The organism is Mycobacterium pinniadriaticum, assembly GCF_026242045.1.
In the GTDB taxonomy this organism is placed as follows: Bacteria; Actinomycetota; Actinomycetes; order Mycobacteriales; family Mycobacteriaceae; genus Mycobacterium; species Mycobacterium pinniadriaticum.
Genome location: NZ_JAPJDO010000011.1, coordinates 18,365 through 37,315, shown reverse-complemented (window position 1 = coordinate 37,315; position 18,951 = coordinate 18,365). Strand labels below are relative to the sequence as shown.

Below are 18,951 nucleotides of genomic sequence, written 5' to 3'. Positions count from 1 at the left end.
ACTCACCGCGGTTCTTTGGGCAGCCCGAGCACCCGCTCGCCGAGGATGTTTCGTTGGATCTCGCTGGTACCGCCCAAGATGGTCTGGGCGCACCCGACGAGCATGGCGTGGACCAGTTCTGCGCCGTCGTGCTTGCCGGCCGGGTCGGTGCACGCATCGGTGCCCAGGACGTCGGTCGCCAGATCCCCGAGATCGCGGTCGGTCTCCGAGGTCATCAGCTTGAGCACCGAGAACGCCGGCGAGGACAGGTCACCGCCCGCGAGGGCCCGCTGCCAGGTGAATCGGAGCAACCACATCCGTGTCCAGAGTCGCGTCATCGACCGTGCCAGTACGGGATCCAGACGGTCCCGACGCCGCGCGGCTTGGGCCATTCGCTCGAGCCGTTGGAACATGCCGACTGCCTGCGTGCCGAGCGTGAGTCGCTCCCGCCCCAGCGTGAGCATGGCGATGTTCCAGCCCTGACCGACCTCGCCGATGAGTGCGTCAGCGGCCAACTCGACACCGTCGAGGAAGACCTCGTTGAACTTGCTCTCGCCATCGATCTGCACGATCGGCTGGATCTTCACCCCGTCGGATGCCATCGGCACGATGAACATGCTCAGCCCGCGGTGACCCTCGGCCCCGGTGCGAGCCAGCAGCAGCCCGTACCTCGCCGATATCGCTCCGGAGCTCCACACCTTCTGCCCCTCGACTCGCCAGCCGACCGGGGTTTGTTCGGCCCTGGTGCGCACCGCTGCCAGATCCGATCCCGCACCGGGCTCGGAGAACAACTGTGTCCAGATGTCGTCGCCCGTGCGCAGGGGTTCCAGATAGCGCGACTTCTGGTCGTCGGTGCCGTACTCGATCAGCACTGGGCCCACGAGATCGATACCGGTCATCGCCAGTTGGCGGGGGACATTGGCATAGGCGCATTCTTCGGCGAAGATTGCCTGAGCCAGGACCGACGCGTCGGATCCGCCGTATGCGGCGGGCCAGTGCAAGCAGGCATAGCCGTGCGCGGCCAGATACTTGTGCCAGACGCGACCGGGTCCCACGTCGTCCGCAGTGGGTGTCGGACCGTAGTTTCGCAATCCGGCCGGTCGGGGGGCCGCCCTGAGGAAGTTGCGGATCGTGGTGCGAAGCTGTTCGGCGTCTAGATCGGTGTCGAACATGCGGCTATCTTCTCCTCGAAAACACCTGCGGTCGTGGCGATGCGATCCCAGTACACCGACGGCGTGCCGAACAGGACCTCGTCGGTTCGTGCGCGCTTGAGGTAGAGATGGGCGGCGTGCTCCCACGTGAACCCGATTCCACCGTGAATTTGCAGGTTCTGCTTGGACACCGAGCGCAGCGACTCCGAACACACCGCCTTGGCCATGCCGCACCGCCACGCGCTCTCCGCGGCCGATCCGGGCGGGTCGTCGTCGATCGCCTGTAGCGCCGCCTGGGACGCGGACCGTGACCACTCCAGGTCGAGCAGCATATCGGCGCAGCGGTGCTTGATGCTCTGGAAGGTGCCGATAGGCCTACCGAATTGCTTTCTGGTGGAAGCGTATTCGACCGACATCTCGAGCACCCGCTCAGTCGTACCGACCTGCTCGGCGGACAGCACCGCGATCGCGTGCTGGATCCGCCGTTCGATGACGTCGTGGACCGGGCGTTCCGTACGCAGCCGGATGGCCGGCGCACGGTCGAGATGCACAGTAGCCATCGGCCTGGTTGCGTCGAGCACGTGCTCCGGGATGATCATGACGCCGTCGACGTCCGCGGCGAGTAGATAGATCGCCGGCTCCCCGTCGGCCAGCGCGACGACCACCAGGTCGTCGGCCGCCCCGGCGTGGAGAACGTGCCGCCCCGTGCCGGTCAACGTCGCATCGCCACGCCCGTCGGCACTCGCGACAATGTTGACGGCATCCGGCGACCACGGCCCACCGTCGGTGGTGATCACGGCGGCCGCGGTGCGCTCTCCCTTCATGAGCGCGGTCCAATTGCCCTCGTCGAGTGGCGGTTTGCCGGCGCCCGCGCAATCGGCGATCAACCCGGTCGCGAGCACCAACGAAGCAACCAATGGCACCGGCGCGAGGCACCGGCCCAGTTCGTGCGCGACTGTGCTCAGCATCGCCGAGCCGCAACCAGCGCCACCGAGATGTGCGGGCAGTGCTATCTCGGTGATGCCGATCTGCGAACACAACACCTGCCACAATCTGCGATCGAACCCACGCCGGCGCGGATCGGTGAGGGCGAAGCCCACTTCCCGGATTCGCTCGTCGGTGGCGAGACGCTCACACGCATCGCGGGTGGCCCGGGCGAGGTCCTGTGCCTCTTGGACGGACAGTGTGTTCATCGCGGATTCCGGACCGGTCGGTCGGCAGGGTTGCGCTGATACATATAATCAGTTAACCATATAGGCGGCGAGAGACGGAGGCGCCGCCGGCCGCACCGTGGCAATCGGAAGCGCATCTCAATGTCCGCGTCATATGGTTATACGTTTATATGTAACTACCGCGGTTGAATCTCTGCCGCAGAGAGGCATGTCGAAGTGGACCGCTCTCCGTACCGCCCTCATCGCTCGCTCGACGGCCGGGTCATCGTTGTGACCGGGGCCAGTCGGGGGATTGGCCGGGCCATCGCACTCCGCGCGGCCGCCGATGGCGCCCGTGTGGCACTCTTGGCCAGGACCGAGGCGCCGAACCCGAAGATCGATGGCACTCTCACCGACACCGCCCAAGCGGTGCGAAACGCGGGTGGCCGGCCATTGGCGATCAGCTGCGACGTCCGCGATCCCGACGCGGTCGCCGCCGCCGTCGAGGAGATCGCCGGCGCCTTCGGGCGCATCGACGTGGTGGTCAACAACGCGGGCGCGTTGGACCTCCGGAATACTGCCGCACTGCCGCCCAAAGCATTTCAGCGTCTTCTTGCCGTCAACGTCGAGGGGCCATACGCACTCGTGCACTCGGCCCTACCGCATCTGCGGAAGGCCGAGAATCCGCATGTCGTCAACATCTCGCCCCCGCTCAATTTCAACCCGGCGTGGCTCGGCACGCACGTCGCACACACGGTCGGCAAATATGCGGAAAGCATGTTGACCATCGGCTGGGCCGACGAGTTCGCATCGATACCCATCGCGGTGAACTCCGTGTGGCCCGCGACGATGGTGGCGAGCACCGGATTGATGGTCGCGATGGGGGAGGAGACGGTGCGCGGACAGGCTCGAACGCCCGAGATCATGGCCGACGCCGTCCATGCTCTGGTCACCAGGCCGGCCGCGGATGGCACCGGCCGGATCTACACCGATGCCGAGATTCTGCGGGCCGAGGGGGTCGAGGATCTGGCCGGCTATCGGTTGGCTGCCACCGATGACGACCTCGTGCCCAACTTCTACCTCACGGATCAGCCGACACACAGCGGCTAGCCTGTGTGAGTAGGGGAATGCCTAATAGGCATGACATTTAACCTCAGGCTCCATCGACTGAAGTAGATAAATGCCCGTAGATATGCTGAAAACTCTGGTTAGCAGCCGGACTCCTGAGTAGTATCGAACTTCCTAATAGGAATAGTACGTGAGTAACAGCCTGGGTGTGGTGAGGGGTTGTGGGCATGACGGAGGCAACGATGAGCACCGGTCTTGATGAGTGCGCCCCGGTGGGCGGGATTGATCGCGCTGATTTGATCTTGAAGGCGTTTGATGATCTTGGGCGGTTGACGTTGTCGCAGATTTCGCGTCGGACGGGGGTGCCGCGTTCGTCGGTGCATCGGATGTTGGATCGTTTGGTGGCGTTGCGGTGGATTCGTCGTGATGGGCATCATTATCAGCTTGGGTTGCGGTTGGTGGAGTTGGGAACGCTTGCGGTGCAGCAGGATCGGTTGCATGCGGCGGCGTTGCCTTTTCTTCGGGAGTTGCGTCGGGTGACGGGTTCGACGGTTCATTTGGCGGTTCTGGATTGTGCCGATGTGGTGTATCTGGAGAAGTTGGAGGGGGTGGGGGCTGGGGGTATCGCGACGCGGGTTGGTGGGCGGCGGCCGGCTGCGCCGACGAGTGTGGGGAAGGTGTTGTTGGCCAATGTGATCGGGGGTGGTTCGGTGGGTGTTGGGCAGTCGTTGTCGGTTCGTCAGGAGTTGGCTGCGGTGCGGCAGCGGGGTGTGGCTTTTGATCGTGGTGAGGCGTTGCCGCATGTCGGTTGTATCGGTGCGCCGGTCGGTGGCAGGGGTGATGTGGTGGCGGCGGTGTCGATTTGTGGGCCGTTGGAGTCGATGACGATCAATGATCGGATCGTCAGCCTCGTGCAACACACCGGTCACCAGATCCACCTCAAACTCAGCCAACAACACACCACCACGGCGGCGCCACGGCTGACGGGACTGCCGAGCCTTTCCGGGGGAGTGGGCAGCAGATGACGGCGATCGCGTGCGGGCACTGCCACAACGTTGTGGACGTGGAGCGGTACACCGAAACTCAGATCAGCGTCCAGTGGACCGGTGACGCCGAAGCAGTGTGTGCCGAGTTCGCGAGGCGGTGTGCCGATGGGCAGCGGAGCATGACGATCCCGACCTGTCGTGCCCTGCGCTCCACCATCGAACGGAACATCGCCGACGACGTGATCCGGGTGACCGCACGTCGGGAGCCGCCGGCCCGCGACGGCCGGTGGCGGTGACTATCACGGAAAGCATGATTGCCGATGCATGACAAGCCGGGCACGGTCACGGTGCGAATCGACGGTGAGGAACACCGAACAGAGTGGTCGCCGGGCACGGTGCTGCTCGAAGCGCTGAAGCGGGCCGGAATCGAGGTTCCGCATTCGTGCACCGAGGGCTCGTGCGGGGCCTGCGTTTGCCGCATTGTCCGCGGTGGGGTCGAGATGAAGTCGAATCGTGTGCTCGATGACACCGACATCGCGGAGGGCTACCTGCTCGCCTGCCAGGCCGTCGCCACGTCGGACGATGTGGCGGTCACCTACGATGACTGAGCCGTCGTCATCCATTCACACCGACACCTGCGTCACCTACGAGGTACGAGACCGGGTCGCACTGATCGCGGTCAACGACCCCGACCGGCGAAATGCGATCACCCATACGATGTCGGCGCAGCTCGAGGCTGCGGTGCACCGGGCTGAGTCCGCGCCGGATGTGCATGCCGTTGTCGTCACCGGATCGGGGCGCGGCTTCTGCGCCGGTGCGGATCTGGCCGCTCTCGATGGTGCCACCGAGGAGAGCCTGGAGCGCCTCTATGCCGGATTCATGGCGGTCGGGCGCTGCGCGCTGCCCACTGTCGCGGCCGTCAACGGTGCGGCCGTCGGCGCGGGTTTGAACCTGGCCCTGGCGGCCGATGTCCGAATCGTCGGTCCCCGTGCTGTTTTCGACGCTCGGTTTCAGCGGCTCGGCATCCATCCGGGTGGCGGCGCGACCTGGATGTTGCAGCGGGCGGTCGGTCCACAAGTCGCTCGGGCGGCCCTGCTGTTCGGACTTCGGCTCGACGCATCCGAAGCGGTACGGCACGGACTGGCGCTGAGTCTGGTCGACGACCCGCTCGCGGGTGCGGTGGATCTCGCCGCCGGCCCGGCCAGCACGCCCAGGGATGTCGTGCTCGCGACGAAGGCGTCGATGCGCGCCACGGCAATCCCGGGATTCGTCGACACCGACCACCACATGGCCGCCAAGGACATCGAGCTGATCCCTCAGGCGATGTCGATTCGGTCGCCGGCCTTCCAGGAGAGGCTCAGCGCCGCCCGTGCACGGTGACTCTTCGGCAACACATTTCAGATTCTCAGCGGATTGGAGCCGGCGAGCGATGCGAGGGTACTCGCGGATCTGTAGACGGATGACCGTCACAGCGTTAACAGCACTGGTGCCGGCGGTGGTGATCGGTACGGCCTGTCCCGCCCGGGCGGACGCGGTCGGGTATTTGGTGAATGTGACGGTCCGGCCGGGCTACAACTTCGCCAATGCGGCCGATGCGCTGTCCTACGGACAGGGTATCTGCGACATGATCGGGCAGGGTCGCACCTACCCGCAGGTCATGGCTGAGGTGAAGCACGATTTCGGCACCTCTGACGAATTCCAGGCGTCCTATCTGATCACACAGGCTGCCAACGAGCTGTGCCCGGCGTTGATATGGCAACTGCGCAACGCCGCTGCCCACTACCAACCGTCACAACCATGAATCGAAGGGATCGTCGATGAGTCGGGTTCGTGTCGCGGTGGCGGTCGCCGCGCTGTTCGCTGGCCTGGCCGGCCAGCTGATGTCCCCGGCGACCGCGGCAGCGGACAACAGACGCCTCAATGACAGTGTGGTGGCGAATGTGTACACGATTCAGCACGAGGCCGGCTGCCAGAACGCGGTGCGGATGAACCGCGCTCTTCAACAGGCGGCTCAGTGGCACGCCGTGGATCTGCTGCACAACCGGGCCCTCGACGCGGACATCGGTAGCGATGGATCGACGGCTCAGGACCGGGCGGCGGCAGCGAACTTCCATGGCGCCGTGGCCGAGACGGTAGCGATCGATCCGTCGGTGGCGATCAACAACATCGACGTTCTCAACCAGTGGTACTACCAACCCACGGACCTCGCGATCATGCGGAACTGCGCCAACACGGTCATGGGAGTGTGGTCGGAGAACAGTTTGGATCGCTCGGTGGTGGTCGCGGTGTACGGCCAGCCGGACTGACTCGGTTCCGGCGGCCGCGTCACTGAGGTGGGCCCCAGGCGTCGAGGCCGGTGCCGATCAACGCGTCCCATGGGTCGAAACCGGCACCGGCCGCGTGCATCGTCACCTCTCCCAATCGTCGCGCGTAATGCGCTGTGCTGCCGAATTCGTCGATCCAACTGCGGGCCCGCATCGTCGACATCCACAGGTCGTGTTCGACCGTGACTCCTACCGCTCCGTGGAGTTGATGGGCGGTCGTGGTGACGACGTCGACGGCCTCACCCAGGGTGACCTTCGCAGCAGTCACCGCGTATTCGGTCTGCGGGCTGTCAAAACCACCCTCGGCGGCGGCGACCGCCAAGGTCACGCTCGCGCGTGCCCGTTCGAGTTCGCCGGCCATTCGGGCCAGCGCGTGCTGGACTGACTGGAATTTGCTCAGCGATCGGCCGAACTGGTTGCGGTTGTGGGTGTGGGCGACGGTGAGTTCGGCAGCGGTGTCCAGCGCCCCGAGGATCTGTACGCACCGTGCCCATGCTCCCCGGCGGATGAGCTCGTCGCCGACCCGCGCGTCGAGGGAAACGAAGTCGGATTCCGGAACGTCGAACGCTATCGTCGCCCGGGGCTCCCCGGCGAGGTTGTAGCCATGGTCGGTTGCCGGCGCTGCGATGGCGGTGACGAGCAACCGATCCGTATCGCGCACGGCCAGAACGATTTCCGCGACGTCGATCCAGGGGGCGTCGGATGCGATGCCGCTGACCCGGCCGGAGTGGCGCTGGTGCTGGTTGCCGGCTGCGATGGCGACGGTCAGCGGAGGAGTCCCGGGGTGGGGCAGGCCCGCGGTTGTGGCCAGCCATGAGCCGAGTAGATCGGTCTCGGCGATGGGAACCGCACCGTTGTGCCGGGCCAGCCCATGCAGCACGATCGCCAGCTCCACCGGTCCGGCCTGCAACTCGGCCGAACTGGACAGGTGGCTCAGCCCACTGTCGACCAGCGTCGTCCACAACGTCTTGTCGAAGTCTTGCCGCAGGCGGGCCTGGCCGCTGTCCGTACGTGTCGCGCGGTGGCCGATGTCCTCGACCAACGTCCGTAGGCCGGCCAGGTCATCATCACGGTCGGATGCAGCGTCGAAGATGCCCCCGGCCAGCCATGACGTCGTCATCGCAATCCCATCCCGCGGGCCACAACCCCGCGTAGTACCTCGTTGGTTCCGCCGCGCAGCGTGAACATGGGAGCGTGCTGACGGGCTCTGCCGAGCATCTCGTTGATCGTGGCGTCGGCCGGACATCCCGATTCGATCTCGTCTGCCAGCTCGGCGGCGAGTTCGATCGACTCTTGTTCGAATCGGGTGCCCAGGTCCTTGACCAATGCGGCGCGATTGGTGGCGTCGTAGCCCTCGGTCAAGATGGCGGCGACGGTCAGCGAAAGTTGGCGTAGCGAGATCAGTTTCGCCATCAAGCGCCCGACGATCGCACTTGTGTGCCGGTTCTCGCGACTTCCCAACGCTCGGATGATCGCGATCAGCAACGGTGCGGTCGACAGAAATCGTTCGGGGCCGCTGCGCTCGAAGGACAGTTCTGCGGTGATCTGCTGCCAGCCGTCGCCGATCTTGCCGAGGACCTCAGTGTCATCGACGAGCACGTTGTCGAAAGTCACCTCGTTGAAGTGGTGTTCACCCGACATCCCGATAATGGGTGTGATGGTGACGCCGGCGCGATCGCATGGTACGAGAAACTGGCTGAAGCCCGAGTGCCGCTCCGCCTCGTCGCGTCGGCTGGTTCGCGCCAACACGACGACCTGGTGGGCACGATGGGCGCCGCTGGTCCACAGCTTCGTGCCGGTGATCCGCCACCCGCCGTCAGTGCGTGTCGCCCTGCACTGTGCGGCAGCGAGGTCGGAACCGGCGACGTCTTCGCTCATCCCGATGGCCAGATAACAGCGACCCGAAGCGATCTTCGGAAGTAGTTGTCGGCGTTGATCTTCGGAGCCGTAGGCCAACAATGCCGGCGCGACCTGCCGATCGGCGATCCAGTGCGCGCCCACCGGCGCACCTGCCGCCAGCAGCTCCTCGGTCACGACGTAGCGATGGAGATGGCTCAGGCCGCGACCGCCATAGGCGGTCGGGATCGTGATGCCGATGAATCCGGCGTCGGCCAGTCGTCGGCTGAACGCCTCATCCCACGCTCCCAGCCATGCGTCGACGGTCGGCCGCCAGCCGAACGCGGCCCGGTCGGCGATCAAGAACCGACGCACCGCACCGCGTAACTGTGCGAGATCAGAATCGTTGGCGCACAGCACATCGAACGAACTCACCACACCTGCTCCCTTGCCCGCTCCCGCGTGTACATGGCCAACCCTTGCGATCTAATGATCAAACTATATACCCTATTTAAGGTTCAGATGGCCGCGCCCCGGATGCAGCTCGATACAGCGGGCGCCGGCCGCGGCTCGACAGGAACGAGGTGGATGTCGTGGGTGTGGGTACTACCCGGCTCAGCGCGGTCGGGACCTATCTGCCGCCGTGGAAACCCCTCGGGAAGCCCGGCGCCCGCCGCGTGCGGGGGCCCGACGAGGACGCCCTGACCATGGCTGTAGCGGCGGGGCGGGCCGCCGATCCCGGTCAGACCGCCAGGCGGGTCGTCTTCGTCTCGCGCGACTTCCCGCTCCTGGAGGGCGGCAATGGGGCGGTGTTGCTGGCCGGCCTGTCGCTGGGCGCGGACATTCCGGTGACGGAGGTCCTCGGCGGTGGTCCGGCGGCGCTCGACGCGATCCTTGGTTCTGCGCCCGGAACCCTCGTGATCGCGGCCGACGACTCGCGCGACGTCGCGGGCGGTGGTGCGGTCCTGGTGGGCGCCGACGGCGCGGCGTTGGTATCGGTGGCCCGGCAGACCCGCAGCCTGCCTGTCGTGGTCCGCCACCGGGACGGTAGCGAGTATCGCTACCGGGATCCACGCCTGCAGCGTGAGGTCGGAACGAAATCGACACTGGTAAAACTGGGCCTGACGGCGGGTTCCCCGGTCGCCGCAGCGGCCGGGGTGGGCCCCGGCCTGCTAGGCCCTGACCTCGACGCCGACGGCGCGACGGTGGAGCCGGCAGAGAGCGCTTCGGGCGTCATCCACGCTCTGGCCAGTGCGATCGAGGCGGGCGCCGAAGGGCTCGTGCTGGCTCTGGAACAGTCCAGCGCCACTGTTGCCCACCTCAGTCCGGGACCCACCGCAGTTCGCCGCGACGAACGCGAGGGCGGCGAGTTGCCGGCCGCGCGGCCCGGCGACGGTATCGACATACCGATCTCGCTGGCGGCGTACTCGCGCGCATTCGAACCCAAACTGCGCTGGCAGGCCGATGTCTACCGGGAGGCTCCCGGTATCGACGCCGACCCGCAATACCCTCCGCGATCAAGGGTCGGCTCTGACGGCAGGCTGGCACGGCCATGGCGTACCGAGCCACTCCCCCGTAAGGGCACCGTCTACACCCACACCACGGTACGGATCCCGGTTCCCGGACTGCCCGGTCCGTACTCGTTGGCTCTGGTCCAGCTCGACGACAGCCCGGTGCGCGTTCTGCTGAAAGTGACCGGCGCCGTGGCGGGCCAGATCCACATCGGACAGCCCGGCTCAATTGTGTTGCGCAAGATCGCCACCCGTGCGGGAGTTCCCGACTACGGTTACGCGTTCCTGCCATGGACCGCACCACCGGATGGCGAGTCCGTTCATGTCGACCGATCAGAGGGAGCGGTGCTATGAGGCATGTGGCGATCGTCGGCGCGGGCATGACCACCTTCGCCGAACACTTCGAGCTGGGCATCAAGGATCTCATCCCGATGGCGTATGCAGAATGCACCGCCCGAGTGGACAAAGGCATCGACAAGTCCGACATCCAGGCGGCGTGGATCGGGGAGCTGTCGACCACGGATGGATTCCCGGCCGGGATACTCGCCGACACCCTCGACTTGATGAACGTCCCGGTGACTCGGGTCGAGAATGCCTGCGCCACCGGAAATGACGCGATCAGGAACGCAACGATGGCGATCGCGTCTGGTGCCTACGACGTCGCGCTGGTGGTGGGCGCCGACAAGGTGAGGGAAACCTCCTCCGACGCCACCTTCTGGGAATGGTCGGCGATGACCCGGGATACCGCGTGGGACTATCCCTTGGGTTTGGTGGCCCCGGCGAACTTCGCGCTGCACGTCAACCGTTATCTGCACGAATCGCCGGCGACCAAGGAACACATGGCGATGGTGGCGGTCAAGAATCACTTCCACGCCCTGAACAATCCGAAGGCCCAGCTGCGGTACGAGATAACCGTCGAGCAGGTGCTGGCGGCGCCGATCCTCGTCGAGCCGTTCGGACTCTACGACTGCACCCCCCAAAGCGATGGCGCGGCAGCCGTCATCCTGGCGAGCGAGGAGGTGGTCGACCGCTACACCGACAATCCGGTCTGGATTCGCGGCGTCGGGTTGGGCATGGACCGCGTGATGCACCAGCACAAGTCCGACTTGACGAGTTTTCCGCCGACCGTCAAGGCCGCCAAAGCCGCACTGACGATGGCCGGCCTGACCCCGGCCGACGTCGACGTCGCCGAAGTGCACGATTGTTTCACCGGCGTCGAACTCATCAGCTACGAAGACCTCGGGTTCGCCGAGCGGTTCGAGGCCTACAAACTCGTCGAACAACGCGAGCACTACGTCGGGGGTTCGATCCCGGTCAATGCGAGCGGGGGACTGAAGGCCAAGGGGCATCCACCCGGGGCAACCGGCATCGCACAGTGCTACGAGCTGTTCAACCAGCTCCGCGGCGAGGCGGAGAACCAGGTCGATGGCGCCCGAGTGGGCTTGGCGCACAACATCGGCGGACCCACGGCCGTATCCGCGGTGACCGTCTTGTCCAGTACCAGGCGTTGACGCCAGGAGGCGCTCGCGGGTTAGTCCAGCAGATCGAGCACGGTCGACATCTCGGAACCGGCCAGCACGTACTCCTCGGCCTTCTTCAGGTGCCGATTCCAGAGTTGGGTGGCGTTCTCGGCGTCACCGGCCTTGATCATCTCCAGTACCAACGCATGGGATTTGGCCGAACGCCGCAGCGCCCGGTCGGCGCGAGCGCCCTCGGTGGGCTGCATGGAGCGGTTCGCCTTCTCGATGATGTGGTGGAGCATTCCGCAGACCATCTGGATGGTGTGGTTGCCCGACAACCGCACGATCGCGGCATGGAACTCGGTCTGGGTGGCGAAACCCTGCTCGCCGACGGGCTGGCTGCCCTCTCGGGCGACGATGGCTTCGAGCTCGGCGATCACCGCCGGATCGCGCTTCTCGGCCAACTGTCGGACCATCGGCGTCTCGAGGATCGCCCGGGCGTCGTAGACGTCGCGCAGCGTGATGCCGTCGTACTGCAGGATCAGGCCCGCATAGTCGGCCAGTGTCTGGCGGGTCGGGCGGGTCACCCGAGCACCCCCGCGGACTCCGCGCTGGATCTCTATCAGCGACTGGGATTCCAGGACGCGCAGGGCCTCCCGCAGGGTGGGCCGGGAGACACCGAACCGGCTCATCAACTCTGCCTCGGGAGGCAGCATCGTGCCTTCGGGGATCTCGCCGCGGATGAACATCTTTCGCAGCACGCCCGCGACCCGATCCGACATCTTCGGTTCGCGCAGGCTGGTGACCTCCATTGCGGCTCCCTGACCCTCTGCGGATTGTTGAACGGGTAATACAGCTAACGATATTACAGATTGGGCCGCCTCCGATGGTCGCCAGTACTCGCTACCGGCGCTGTGAGCTCACCGCGGCCGGTCCCACGAGACGATGGTGGGCAGGCCGGTTCCTGGGCAGTTCTCCCCGAACAGGTCCCGGGCCAGCGTGGCCTCGTGGTGTCGGTAGGAGCCGAGTAGAGAGTCGAGTTGGAAGCCCCTGACGACGTAGCGATGCAGGCGGTGCTCGGCAGTGAGCCCGATGGCGCCGCAGACCTGCAGCGCGACGTCGCAGACAGTCCGATGCGCACGGCCGGCGGAGGTTCTCGCCAGCGTCGAGGAGAATTCGTCTCGTCGACGCCATGCCTCGTCCAGCAGCGCCCGGGTTCCCTCGAGGACCGCGGTTGCCTCGGCCAGAGCGTGCCGGGGGGACTGGTAGCTCCCGATCGGCCTGCCGAATTGCACGCGCGCGACGCCGTGGTCGACGGCAATCCCGAGCATCTCGTCGGCCAGAGCGACCAGCTCGGTGGCGATCCCGCGATGAGCGGCACTGACCGCGCGGCGCCACTGCGCGGTCGCCGGCACCGTGGTGTCCACGGCGCCGTGTACCTGTAGCCAGTGCAGCGAGCGATCGAAGGTGTCGAGCGGGCGGGTTTGCAACGTGCCGACGTCGACCAGGCCGATCTCCACCGACCCGGACGAGCCGGAAATCGGCACCGCCACAACGCCTTCCACGGGACCGGTCAGCAAGCCGCTGAAAGCCCGCGAGTCGAGGCCCGGGTCGTAGCCGTCACCGGTGGTGGGCAGCACCATCGCGGTGATGCGGTGTCCCGCGAGCGGGGTCAGCTCGGCGAGCATCGCACGATCCAGGCAGTCGGTCTGGGTGAGGAACCGTCCCTGGGCTCGGTACAGCAGCCGATCGGCCTCGGCCGGGTATTCGACTTCGATTTCCGCCCAGCCGAGTTCGGTCAGCCGGTCGCCCACCGCGGCAGGTGGGACAGTGGTGTCGGCGGCGATGCTCTCGAACAGGTGGAAGACGGTCTCTTCGACCATGGACAACGTGTCGTCGACGGCGGCGGTCACTGGTCTCCCCTGGGCAGACGCAGGACATGATCGGCGACGATGTTCCTCTGGACCTCGGCCGTCCCGCCCATGATCGTCGCGGCCCTGGCGTACCACCAGTCCGCACGGGCCTCGTCGACGTGGGCGGAGCAGGAATCGTCGGTCCCGCTGATCATCCAGTCGCGCCGAACGTCGAAAATCAGGTCCTGGATGTCCTTCTCGACCCTGCTGAACAGCAGCTTGTCCACGCTGCTGGCGGGCCCGAGCGTCTGCCCGTCGGCAAGCTTGCGGACAGTTGCCGCGCCGCGGGCGGCCGCGGCCATCGTCGCGACGTATACCTGGGCGAAGCGCTGCTTATCCGCATCCGAGGCGCCGTGGCCCACCATCGTCGCGCGCAACCGGCTCAACTGCGCCAGGCCGGCGGTCACCACCGCGTAGCCGTACATGCCGCGTTCGTACTGCATCAGATACATCGCCACCTCCCAGCCGCCGTCCCGGTCGCCGATCACGCGGTCCCCGGGTACGGCCACGTCGTCGAAGAACACCTCGGCCAACTCTCGGCGGCCGCTGGCCAGGGCGATCGGCCGCACGGTGACGCCCGGCGCGTCCGCGTCCACCAGGACCATCGTCAGCCCTCGGTGGCGACTGGCGGCGCTGCCGGTGCGTACCAGCACCACGAAGCGGCTGGCCGTTCCGCCCTGGCTGGTCCAGATCTTCTGCCCGCTGATCACCAGGCCGCCGCGGCCGTCGTCGAGCGCCCGTGTGCGCAGGCTGGCCAGGTCACTGCCGGCGTCCGGTTCGGAAAATCCCTGACCCCACCACTCCTGCCCGCGTAGATAGCCGTCCAGGTGCTCGGCGGCCAGCTGGGGCGCGAATCTGATCAGTGCGGGTCCAAGGGTTTCCAGCGTCCAGAGCTGATTGGGGACCGGCAGAAGGGCCGCGGCCAGCTCGTCGTAGAAGGCGGCCCGGTGGATCTCGTTGCCGCCATGCCCACCGGCCTTTTCGGGCCAGCCGTACCGGTTCCATCCGTCGGCGTACAGGCGTTGCAGGACTGATGCGTCGTAGTCCAAACGCTCCTCGGCCGTGCCGAAAGTCGCCGCGCGCCAGTCGGCTGTCCACCCGGACTCCGCGAGATAGCGGCGCAGATCCACGCGGTAGAGCTCGACGTGATCCACATACTCGGCGCGACCGGAGTCGGCCGGGGCTACGTTGAGTCGACCCATCACACTCCCTTGAGCTGGACGTCATTCCCTTAATATTTAACCATTTAACCACTTATCCGATCACCATAGTCGGGGTGTTCGGAGTGGTCGCGGGCGTCCGGCCGCGGGCAGTTCACCTCGTCATCGAACTACCTATTAGGTATGTCTGCCTTATTCGGCTACTCTCTCCGCCCGTAGCTATAGTCGCACGTCAAAGCCAATTATGGCGATGCCAAGCATTGCTTAGGCTTGGCTTGTAACGTTTCTGTTAGTACTGTAATGTGAGTCACAGCCTGGGTGTGGTGAGGGGTTGTGGGCATGACGGAGGCAACGATGAGCACCGGTCTTGATGAGTGCGCCCCGGTGGGCGGGATTGATCGCGCTGATTTGATCTTGAAGGCGTTTGATGATCTTGGGCGGTTGACGTTGTCGCAGATTTCGCGTCGGACGGGGGTGCCGCGTTCGTCGGTGCATCGGATGTTGGATCGTTTGGTGGCGTTGCGGTGGATTCGTCGTGATGGGCATCATTATCAGCTTGGGTTGCGGTTGGTGGAGTTGGGAACGCTTGCGGTGCAGCAGGATCGGTTGCATGCGGCGGCGTTGCCTTTTCTTCGGGAGTTGCGTCGGGTGACGGGTTCGACGGTTCATTTGGCGGTTCTGGATTGTGCCGATGTGGTGTATCTGGAGAAGTTGGAGGGGGTGGGGGCTGGGGGTATCGCGACGCGGGTTGGTGGGCGGCGGCCGGCTGCGCCGACGAGTGTGGGGAAGGTGTTGTTGGCCAATGTGATCGGGGGTGGTTCGGTGGGTGTTGGGCAGTCGTTGTCGGTTCGTCAGGAGTTGGCTGCGGTGCGGCAGCGGGGTGTGGCTTTTGATCGTGGTGAGGCGTTGCCGCATGTCGGTTGTATCGGTGCGCCGGTCGGTGGCAGGGGTGATGTGGTGGCGGCGGTGTCGATTTGTGGGCCGTTGGAGTCGATGACGATCAATGATCGGATCGTCAGCCTCGTGCAACACACCGGTCACCAGATCCACCTCAAACTCAGCCAACAACACACCACCACGGCGTCTTTCAGCGGCGCGTGAGTAGTTGTGGGGGAGGGATGCCGCAAGGATCCACCCGAGCGCCTGAAGGCCACCCGGTCACGATCAAGGAGTGACAATGCTCGTCAACACCCGTCCGCTGGACGTCGACTATGCAGCCGAAGGGCTCTGGGAGAAGCGCACACTGTGCTCCTTCCTGGACCAGGCGGCGGCGCTGCACCCAGAACGTTCGGCCGTCAAAGCGGCCGGCGATGACATCAGCTATCACGCACTGCGAAGCGCGGTGGCGTCGATGGCGGCGATCCTGCGCGGCCGGTGGGTGAACAGGCATGACGTGGTGACCATCCTGTTGCCGAACTGGCTCGAGACGGTCGTCGCGATCCATGCCGCGTCCTGGGCGGGATGCGTGGTGAATCCGGTCGTGACAACCTACCGCCGCGCCGAGGTATCGTTCATTCTCGAGCAATCCAAGTCCCGTGCCGTTTTCATACCCCACGTGTTCCGGGGATTCGACTTTGTCGAGATGTTGTCGGAGATCCTGGCGGGGATGTCCGACCCGCCGACGGTCATCGTCGTTCGTCCGCAGGGTGAGCTGCCGGACGGGTTCGTGTCCTTCGACGAGATCCACGGCACCGGTGACGGGATGGATCCCTGCGGGGATCCTTCTGACATCTGCCTGCTGCTCTATACCTCGGGGACCACATCTCTTCCCAAGGGAGTGCTACACAATCACCAGACCATCACCTGGGAAATGCGGTCGATAGTAGAGAAATTCGGCCTCGGCGATGAAGACGCGATATTCATGGCTTCGCCGGTCGGACACCTGACCGGGATCGTCTACGGTGTCTACCTGCCCACTCTGCTCGGGCAGAGTGTGACGCTACTCGACATCTGGGATCCCGTTGCAGCCGTTGACCTCATCGAACGCGACGGGTGTCGGGTGAGTCTCGGGGCCACACCGTTCCTGCACGGACTGTCCGGTGAATATCGGACGCGAGATTCATCGTCGAGTCTTCGGCTGTTCCTGTGCGGTGGGGCCGATATGCCGGCCGACCTCATTGTCGAGGCATCCCAACAGCTCGGAGCCCTCGTCACCCGCACGTATGGCTCGAGCGAGATGCCCACATACAGCATCTCGGGTCCCGAATCGACCCTGGAAGAACGCTCGACGACCGACGGCACACCGCTGAGTCCGGCCTCCGGCCGGTTGCTCGACGAACGGGACGGTATCGGCGAACTCGCGGTTCGCGGGCCGGAACTGTTCCTCGGCTACCTTGACCCGACACTCAACGAGTCGGCCTTCACGGGCGACGGCTACTTCAAGACCGGTGATCTGGTCAGTGTTGATGATTCCGGGGCGATCACGGTGCGCGGCCGGGTCAAGGACATCATCATCCGCGGCGGTGAGAACATCAGTGCCCTCGAGGTTGAGAACCACCTGCGCCAGCACGCCGCTATCGAAGACGCCGCCGTCGTCGGTTATCCCGACGACAAGATGGGGGAGCGGGTCGCCGCGTTTCTCGTACTGGCAGAAGGGGTGTCGAAAACGGATCTGGAAATCGGCGGTTACCTGCGCACACGCGGACTTGCCGCGCACAAGTGGCCGGAGAAGCTGCGCATCGTCGGCGAGCTACCGCATACGGCAAGCGGAAAGGTGCACAAGCAGCTACTCAGGCAGCGGCTCAGCCAATCAGGCTAGGTGTCCGACGGGTCGTCCGACTCAGGCGACAGAGCCGGCGGTAGCGCCGGGGCCTCGAACCATTCCGGCACCGAGTCCGTCGCGCCGAATCGCTCGGCAGCCAGATCGAGATCCTTGAGTAACTCGATCGCAAGAGTGCGTTCGGCGGCGTAATAGCGTTCCGACCACCGCAGCGCGATCCACACGTAAGCGAAATAGGGTTCGGCCGCGGTGAATTTCGCGTAATGGGCCGCCTCGCGTGACTTGAGGTCGGATTGTTCGATGTATTCGGCAAGCATCTCGCGCAGCCGCTCGGGTGTATTCATGTTTCCGAGCATCACTCGCATGAGCATAGGGTGCTTGAGTACTGGCGCCTCCACGGGTGCATTCCGCGACCAACTCATCAAGGCGCGCTTACCTGCGGCGCTAATGCGATACAGCCGCTTGCTGCGAGAGTTATGGCCGCCGGCCGGTGATTCACGCGAAATCACCAGACCCATTTCTTCGAGTCGCTTCAACTCGGAGTAGACCTGGCTGAAGGACGGGGACAGATAAAAGAATCCGGGACCGTAATCGGCCCACTTCTTCAACTGATAGCCCGATACTTCCTTGCTGTAGGACACGATGCCGAGAACTGTCCAGCCATTAGCCGTAAGTGCTGGGTAATCATTCTGTTCGGATCGCTTCTTGGCCACTGCTCAACACTACACCAAGGATCCCTCGATTGTGAGATCGCCGACCAATTCAGGTAGGGCGTCGCAAGGTCAGAGTTATTGATTCCGTGTGACGAACTCTGTCACAAGACGTTCGAAATCGTGCTTTCGCTCGACCTGTGCCCAATGGCCGCAGTTCGAGAATGCGTGCAGTTCCGCATTCGGCAATTGACGAAACGGGAAGATGCCACCCTCGTATGGCAGCATTCGATCGTCGCGGCCCCAGATGAGCAGCGTCGGTTGACGGATGCAGCCCGCTCTGCCCCAGAGCGGTCCGAGCGGGTTGAGCTCCGGATCGTCAAAGGTCGCAAAGATTTCCCTGGTCGTGTCGATCACGCCGGGGCGCTCGGCGTTCGCCATCCGCTCGTCGATCAATTCATCGGTTATCAGTGAGCGATCGCTGACCATCGTTTCGACCCAGGCGATCATCCGCTCTCTGGTCGGATCACCGAGAAATTCGAAGAGCCTCTTTGCGCCTTCGCTTAGTGCGGGAGAAAAGATATTTACCGCCAGCCCACCCGGCCCCATCAGCACCAGTCGACGCACACGGGTTGGATGGCGAAGCGCGAATTCTGCCGCAACGTTTCCCCCCATCGAGTTTCCGACGATATCAACGGCTTCAATTTCGAGGTCGTCGATAAAGGACCGAACCGCATCGGCGGCGACCTGTGAATACACGCTATTCCAGGCGACCGCGGGGCTGGCGCCGAACCCCGGCATGTCCAGGCATAATGTGCGGAATTGTTGAGCGAAGACCGGCAGATTTCTGGAAAAATTCGACCATGCGCTGACACCCGGTCCTGAGCCATGAAGCAGCAACAGTGGTGCGCCCTCACCGGCTTCGTGATAATGCAGCCGGTAGTCACCGCAGATTTCCTTGCTGGTGCCTTCATAGGTCAATGACGCGGTGTCTATCAAAGGGTTCTCCTGTGGCCGCCGCACTGGTTTCCTATTCGACGCTA

Annotated in this window: 20 protein-coding genes; 11 read left to right on the top strand and 9 right to left on the bottom strand. The window is 64.8% G+C overall.

Annotation, left to right across the window (positions count from 1 at the left end):
* Window positions 1-2 precede the first annotated feature (2 nt).
* Both ORI27_RS14755 and ORI27_RS14750 read right to left on the bottom strand, forming a co-directional pair.
* Complete coding sequence (locus ORI27_RS14755) at window positions 3-1,151, bottom strand: acyl-CoA dehydrogenase family protein (protein ID WP_265997738.1); 1,149 nt, start codon at window positions 1,149-1,151, stop codon at window positions 3-5.
* On the bottom strand, window positions 1,133-2,323 hold the full coding sequence (locus ORI27_RS14750) for an acyl-CoA dehydrogenase family protein (protein ID WP_265997739.1): 1,191 nt from the start codon (window positions 2,321-2,323) through the stop codon (window positions 1,133-1,135). The genes ORI27_RS14755 and ORI27_RS14750 overlap by 19 nt, the downstream gene beginning before the upstream one ends.
* Before the next feature lie 195 nt (window positions 2,324-2,518).
* Between ORI27_RS14750 and ORI27_RS14745 the strand changes: the two genes are divergently transcribed.
* From ORI27_RS14745 to ORI27_RS14715, 7 genes are all read left to right on the top strand, one after another.
* Window positions 2,519-3,391, top strand: a complete 873-nt coding sequence (locus ORI27_RS14745) for an SDR family oxidoreductase (RefSeq protein WP_265997740.1) — start codon at window positions 2,519-2,521, stop codon at window positions 3,389-3,391.
* A gap of 185 nt (window positions 3,392-3,576) precedes the next feature.
* Window positions 3,577-4,374 (top strand): IclR family transcriptional regulator, encoded by a 798-nt coding sequence (locus ORI27_RS14740; RefSeq protein WP_323055611.1) that lies wholly within the window; start codon window positions 3,577-3,579, stop codon window positions 4,372-4,374.
* Complete coding sequence (locus ORI27_RS14735; RefSeq protein ID WP_265997743.1) at window positions 4,371-4,631, top strand: hypothetical protein; 261 nt, start codon at window positions 4,371-4,373, stop codon at window positions 4,629-4,631. The genes ORI27_RS14740 and ORI27_RS14735 overlap by 4 nt, the downstream gene beginning before the upstream one ends.
* Window positions 4,632-4,655: 24 nt before the next feature.
* Window positions 4,656-4,943: a 2Fe-2S iron-sulfur cluster-binding protein gene (locus ORI27_RS14730; RefSeq protein ID WP_265997744.1), complete on the top strand. Its 288-nt coding sequence runs from the start codon at window positions 4,656-4,658 to the stop codon at window positions 4,941-4,943.
* Window positions 4,936-5,715 carry an enoyl-CoA hydratase gene (locus ORI27_RS14725; RefSeq protein ID WP_265997745.1) on the top strand — a complete coding sequence of 260 codons (780 nt, stop codon included), beginning with the start codon at window positions 4,936-4,938 and terminating at the stop codon, window positions 5,713-5,715. The genes ORI27_RS14730 and ORI27_RS14725 overlap by 8 nt, the downstream gene beginning before the upstream one ends.
* A 79-nt stretch (window positions 5,716-5,794) precedes the next feature.
* Window positions 5,795-6,136: a DUF732 domain-containing protein gene (locus ORI27_RS14720; protein WP_265997746.1), complete on the top strand. Its 342-nt coding sequence runs from the start codon at window positions 5,795-5,797 to the stop codon at window positions 6,134-6,136.
* 16 nt (window positions 6,137-6,152) lie between these two features.
* Window positions 6,153-6,641: a CAP domain-containing protein gene (locus tag ORI27_RS14715; protein WP_265997747.1), complete on the top strand. Its 489-nt coding sequence runs from the start codon at window positions 6,153-6,155 to the stop codon at window positions 6,639-6,641.
* A gap of 19 nt (window positions 6,642-6,660) precedes the next feature.
* On the opposite strand, the gene ORI27_RS14710 is transcribed toward ORI27_RS14715, so the two are convergent.
* Window positions 6,661-7,779 carry an acyl-CoA dehydrogenase family protein gene (locus ORI27_RS14710; protein ID WP_265997748.1) on the bottom strand — a complete coding sequence of 373 codons (1,119 nt, stop codon included), beginning with the start codon at window positions 7,777-7,779 and terminating at the stop codon, window positions 6,661-6,663.
* Window positions 7,776-8,933 (bottom strand): acyl-CoA dehydrogenase family protein, encoded by a 1,158-nt coding sequence (locus tag ORI27_RS14705; protein WP_407666317.1) that lies wholly within the window; start codon window positions 8,931-8,933, stop codon window positions 7,776-7,778. The genes ORI27_RS14710 and ORI27_RS14705 overlap by 4 nt, the downstream gene beginning before the upstream one ends.
* Window positions 8,934-9,088: 155 nt before the next feature.
* On the opposite strand from ORI27_RS14705, the gene ORI27_RS14700 reads away from it, so the two are divergent.
* Window positions 9,089-10,360, top strand: coding sequence for a Zn-ribbon domain-containing OB-fold protein (locus ORI27_RS14700; RefSeq protein WP_265997752.1), 1,272 nt, complete (start codon window positions 9,089-9,091; stop codon window positions 10,358-10,360).
* A complete protein-coding gene (locus ORI27_RS14695; protein WP_265997754.1) occupies window positions 10,357-11,517 on the top strand; it encodes a thiolase C-terminal domain-containing protein in 1,161 nt (386 codons plus the stop codon). The genes ORI27_RS14700 and ORI27_RS14695 overlap by 4 nt, the downstream gene beginning before the upstream one ends.
* Window positions 11,518-11,537: 20 nt before the next feature.
* On the opposite strand, the gene ORI27_RS14690 is transcribed toward ORI27_RS14695, so the two are convergent.
* The 3 genes from ORI27_RS14690 to ORI27_RS14680 all read right to left on the bottom strand — a co-directional run bounded on the left by ORI27_RS14690 (window position 11,538) and on the right by ORI27_RS14680 (window position 14,581).
* Entirely contained in the window at window positions 11,538-12,278 is a 741-nt protein-coding gene (locus ORI27_RS14690) for a FadR/GntR family transcriptional regulator (RefSeq protein ID WP_265997756.1), read from the bottom strand.
* A 108-nt stretch (window positions 12,279-12,386) separates the two neighbouring features.
* The gene (locus ORI27_RS14685) at window positions 12,387-13,379 is read right to left on the bottom strand and encodes an acyl-CoA dehydrogenase family protein (protein ID WP_265997758.1); all 993 of its coding nucleotides are present in this window, start codon (window positions 13,377-13,379) and stop codon (window positions 12,387-12,389) included.
* On the bottom strand, window positions 13,376-14,581 hold the full coding sequence (locus ORI27_RS14680; RefSeq protein ID WP_265997759.1) for an acyl-CoA dehydrogenase family protein: 1,206 nt from the start codon (window positions 14,579-14,581) through the stop codon (window positions 13,376-13,378). Before ORI27_RS14680 ends, ORI27_RS14685 begins: the two co-directional genes overlap by 4 nt.
* 297 nt (window positions 14,582-14,878) lie before the next feature.
* On the opposite strand from ORI27_RS14680, the gene ORI27_RS14675 reads away from it, so the two are divergent.
* Both ORI27_RS14675 and ORI27_RS14670 read left to right on the top strand, forming a co-directional pair.
* Window positions 14,879-15,640, top strand: coding sequence for an IclR family transcriptional regulator (locus ORI27_RS14675; protein WP_323055610.1), 762 nt, complete (start codon window positions 14,879-14,881; stop codon window positions 15,638-15,640).
* A gap of 76 nt (window positions 15,641-15,716) precedes the next feature.
* Complete coding sequence (locus ORI27_RS14670) at window positions 15,717-17,297, top strand: AMP-binding protein (protein ID WP_265997761.1); 1,581 nt, start codon at window positions 15,717-15,719, stop codon at window positions 17,295-17,297.
* Here the strand turns inward: ORI27_RS14670 and ORI27_RS14665 are convergent.
* Both ORI27_RS14665 and ORI27_RS14660 read right to left on the bottom strand, forming a co-directional pair.
* Window positions 17,294-17,971, bottom strand: a complete 678-nt coding sequence (locus tag ORI27_RS14665; RefSeq protein ID WP_265997762.1) for a PadR family transcriptional regulator — start codon at window positions 17,969-17,971, stop codon at window positions 17,294-17,296. The genes ORI27_RS14670 and ORI27_RS14665 overlap by 4 nt on opposite strands.
* 75 nt (window positions 17,972-18,046) lie before the next feature.
* The gene (locus ORI27_RS14660; RefSeq protein ID WP_266073983.1) at window positions 18,047-18,907 is read right to left on the bottom strand and encodes an alpha/beta fold hydrolase; all 861 of its coding nucleotides are present in this window, start codon (window positions 18,905-18,907) and stop codon (window positions 18,047-18,049) included.
* Window positions 18,908-18,951 lie beyond the last annotated feature (44 nt).

What these genes read in the sequence shown, in the direction of transcription:
- ORI27_RS14715 (WP_265997747.1), top strand. Translation starts at nt 6,153, where the DNA reads ATGAGTCGGGTTCGTGTCGCGGTGGCGGTCGCCGCGCTGTTCGCTGGC.
- ORI27_RS14710 (WP_265997748.1), bottom strand. Translation starts at nt 7,779, where the DNA reads ATGACGACGTCATGGCTGGCCGGGGGCATCTTCGACGCTGCATCCGAC.
- ORI27_RS14735 (WP_265997743.1), top strand. Translation starts at nt 4,371, where the DNA reads ATGACGGCGATCGCGTGCGGGCACTGCCACAACGTTGTGGACGTGGAG.
- ORI27_RS14750 (WP_265997739.1), bottom strand. Translation starts at nt 2,323, where the DNA reads ATGAACACACTGTCCGTCCAAGAGGCACAGGACCTCGCCCGGGCCACC.
- ORI27_RS14730 (WP_265997744.1), top strand. Translation starts at nt 4,656, where the DNA reads ATGCATGACAAGCCGGGCACGGTCACGGTGCGAATCGACGGTGAGGAA.
- ORI27_RS14690 (WP_265997756.1), bottom strand. Translation starts at nt 12,278, where the DNA reads ATGGAGGTCACCAGCCTGCGCGAACCGAAGATGTCGGATCGGGTCGCG.
- ORI27_RS14755 (WP_265997738.1), bottom strand. Translation starts at nt 1,151, where the DNA reads ATGTTCGACACCGATCTAGACGCCGAACAGCTTCGCACCACGATCCGC.
- ORI27_RS14680 (WP_265997759.1), bottom strand. Translation starts at nt 14,581, where the DNA reads ATGGGTCGACTCAACGTAGCCCCGGCCGACTCCGGTCGCGCCGAGTAT.
- ORI27_RS14675 (WP_323055610.1), top strand. Translation starts at nt 14,879, where the DNA reads ATGACGGAGGCAACGATGAGCACCGGTCTTGATGAGTGCGCCCCGGTG.
- ORI27_RS14725 (WP_265997745.1), top strand. Translation starts at nt 4,936, where the DNA reads ATGACTGAGCCGTCGTCATCCATTCACACCGACACCTGCGTCACCTAC.
- ORI27_RS14740 (WP_323055611.1), top strand. Translation starts at nt 3,577, where the DNA reads ATGACGGAGGCAACGATGAGCACCGGTCTTGATGAGTGCGCCCCGGTG.
- ORI27_RS14695 (WP_265997754.1), top strand. Translation starts at nt 10,357, where the DNA reads ATGAGGCATGTGGCGATCGTCGGCGCGGGCATGACCACCTTCGCCGAA.
- ORI27_RS14720 (WP_265997746.1), top strand. Translation starts at nt 5,795, where the DNA reads ATGACCGTCACAGCGTTAACAGCACTGGTGCCGGCGGTGGTGATCGGT.
- ORI27_RS14670 (WP_265997761.1), top strand. Translation starts at nt 15,717, where the DNA reads ATGCTCGTCAACACCCGTCCGCTGGACGTCGACTATGCAGCCGAAGGG.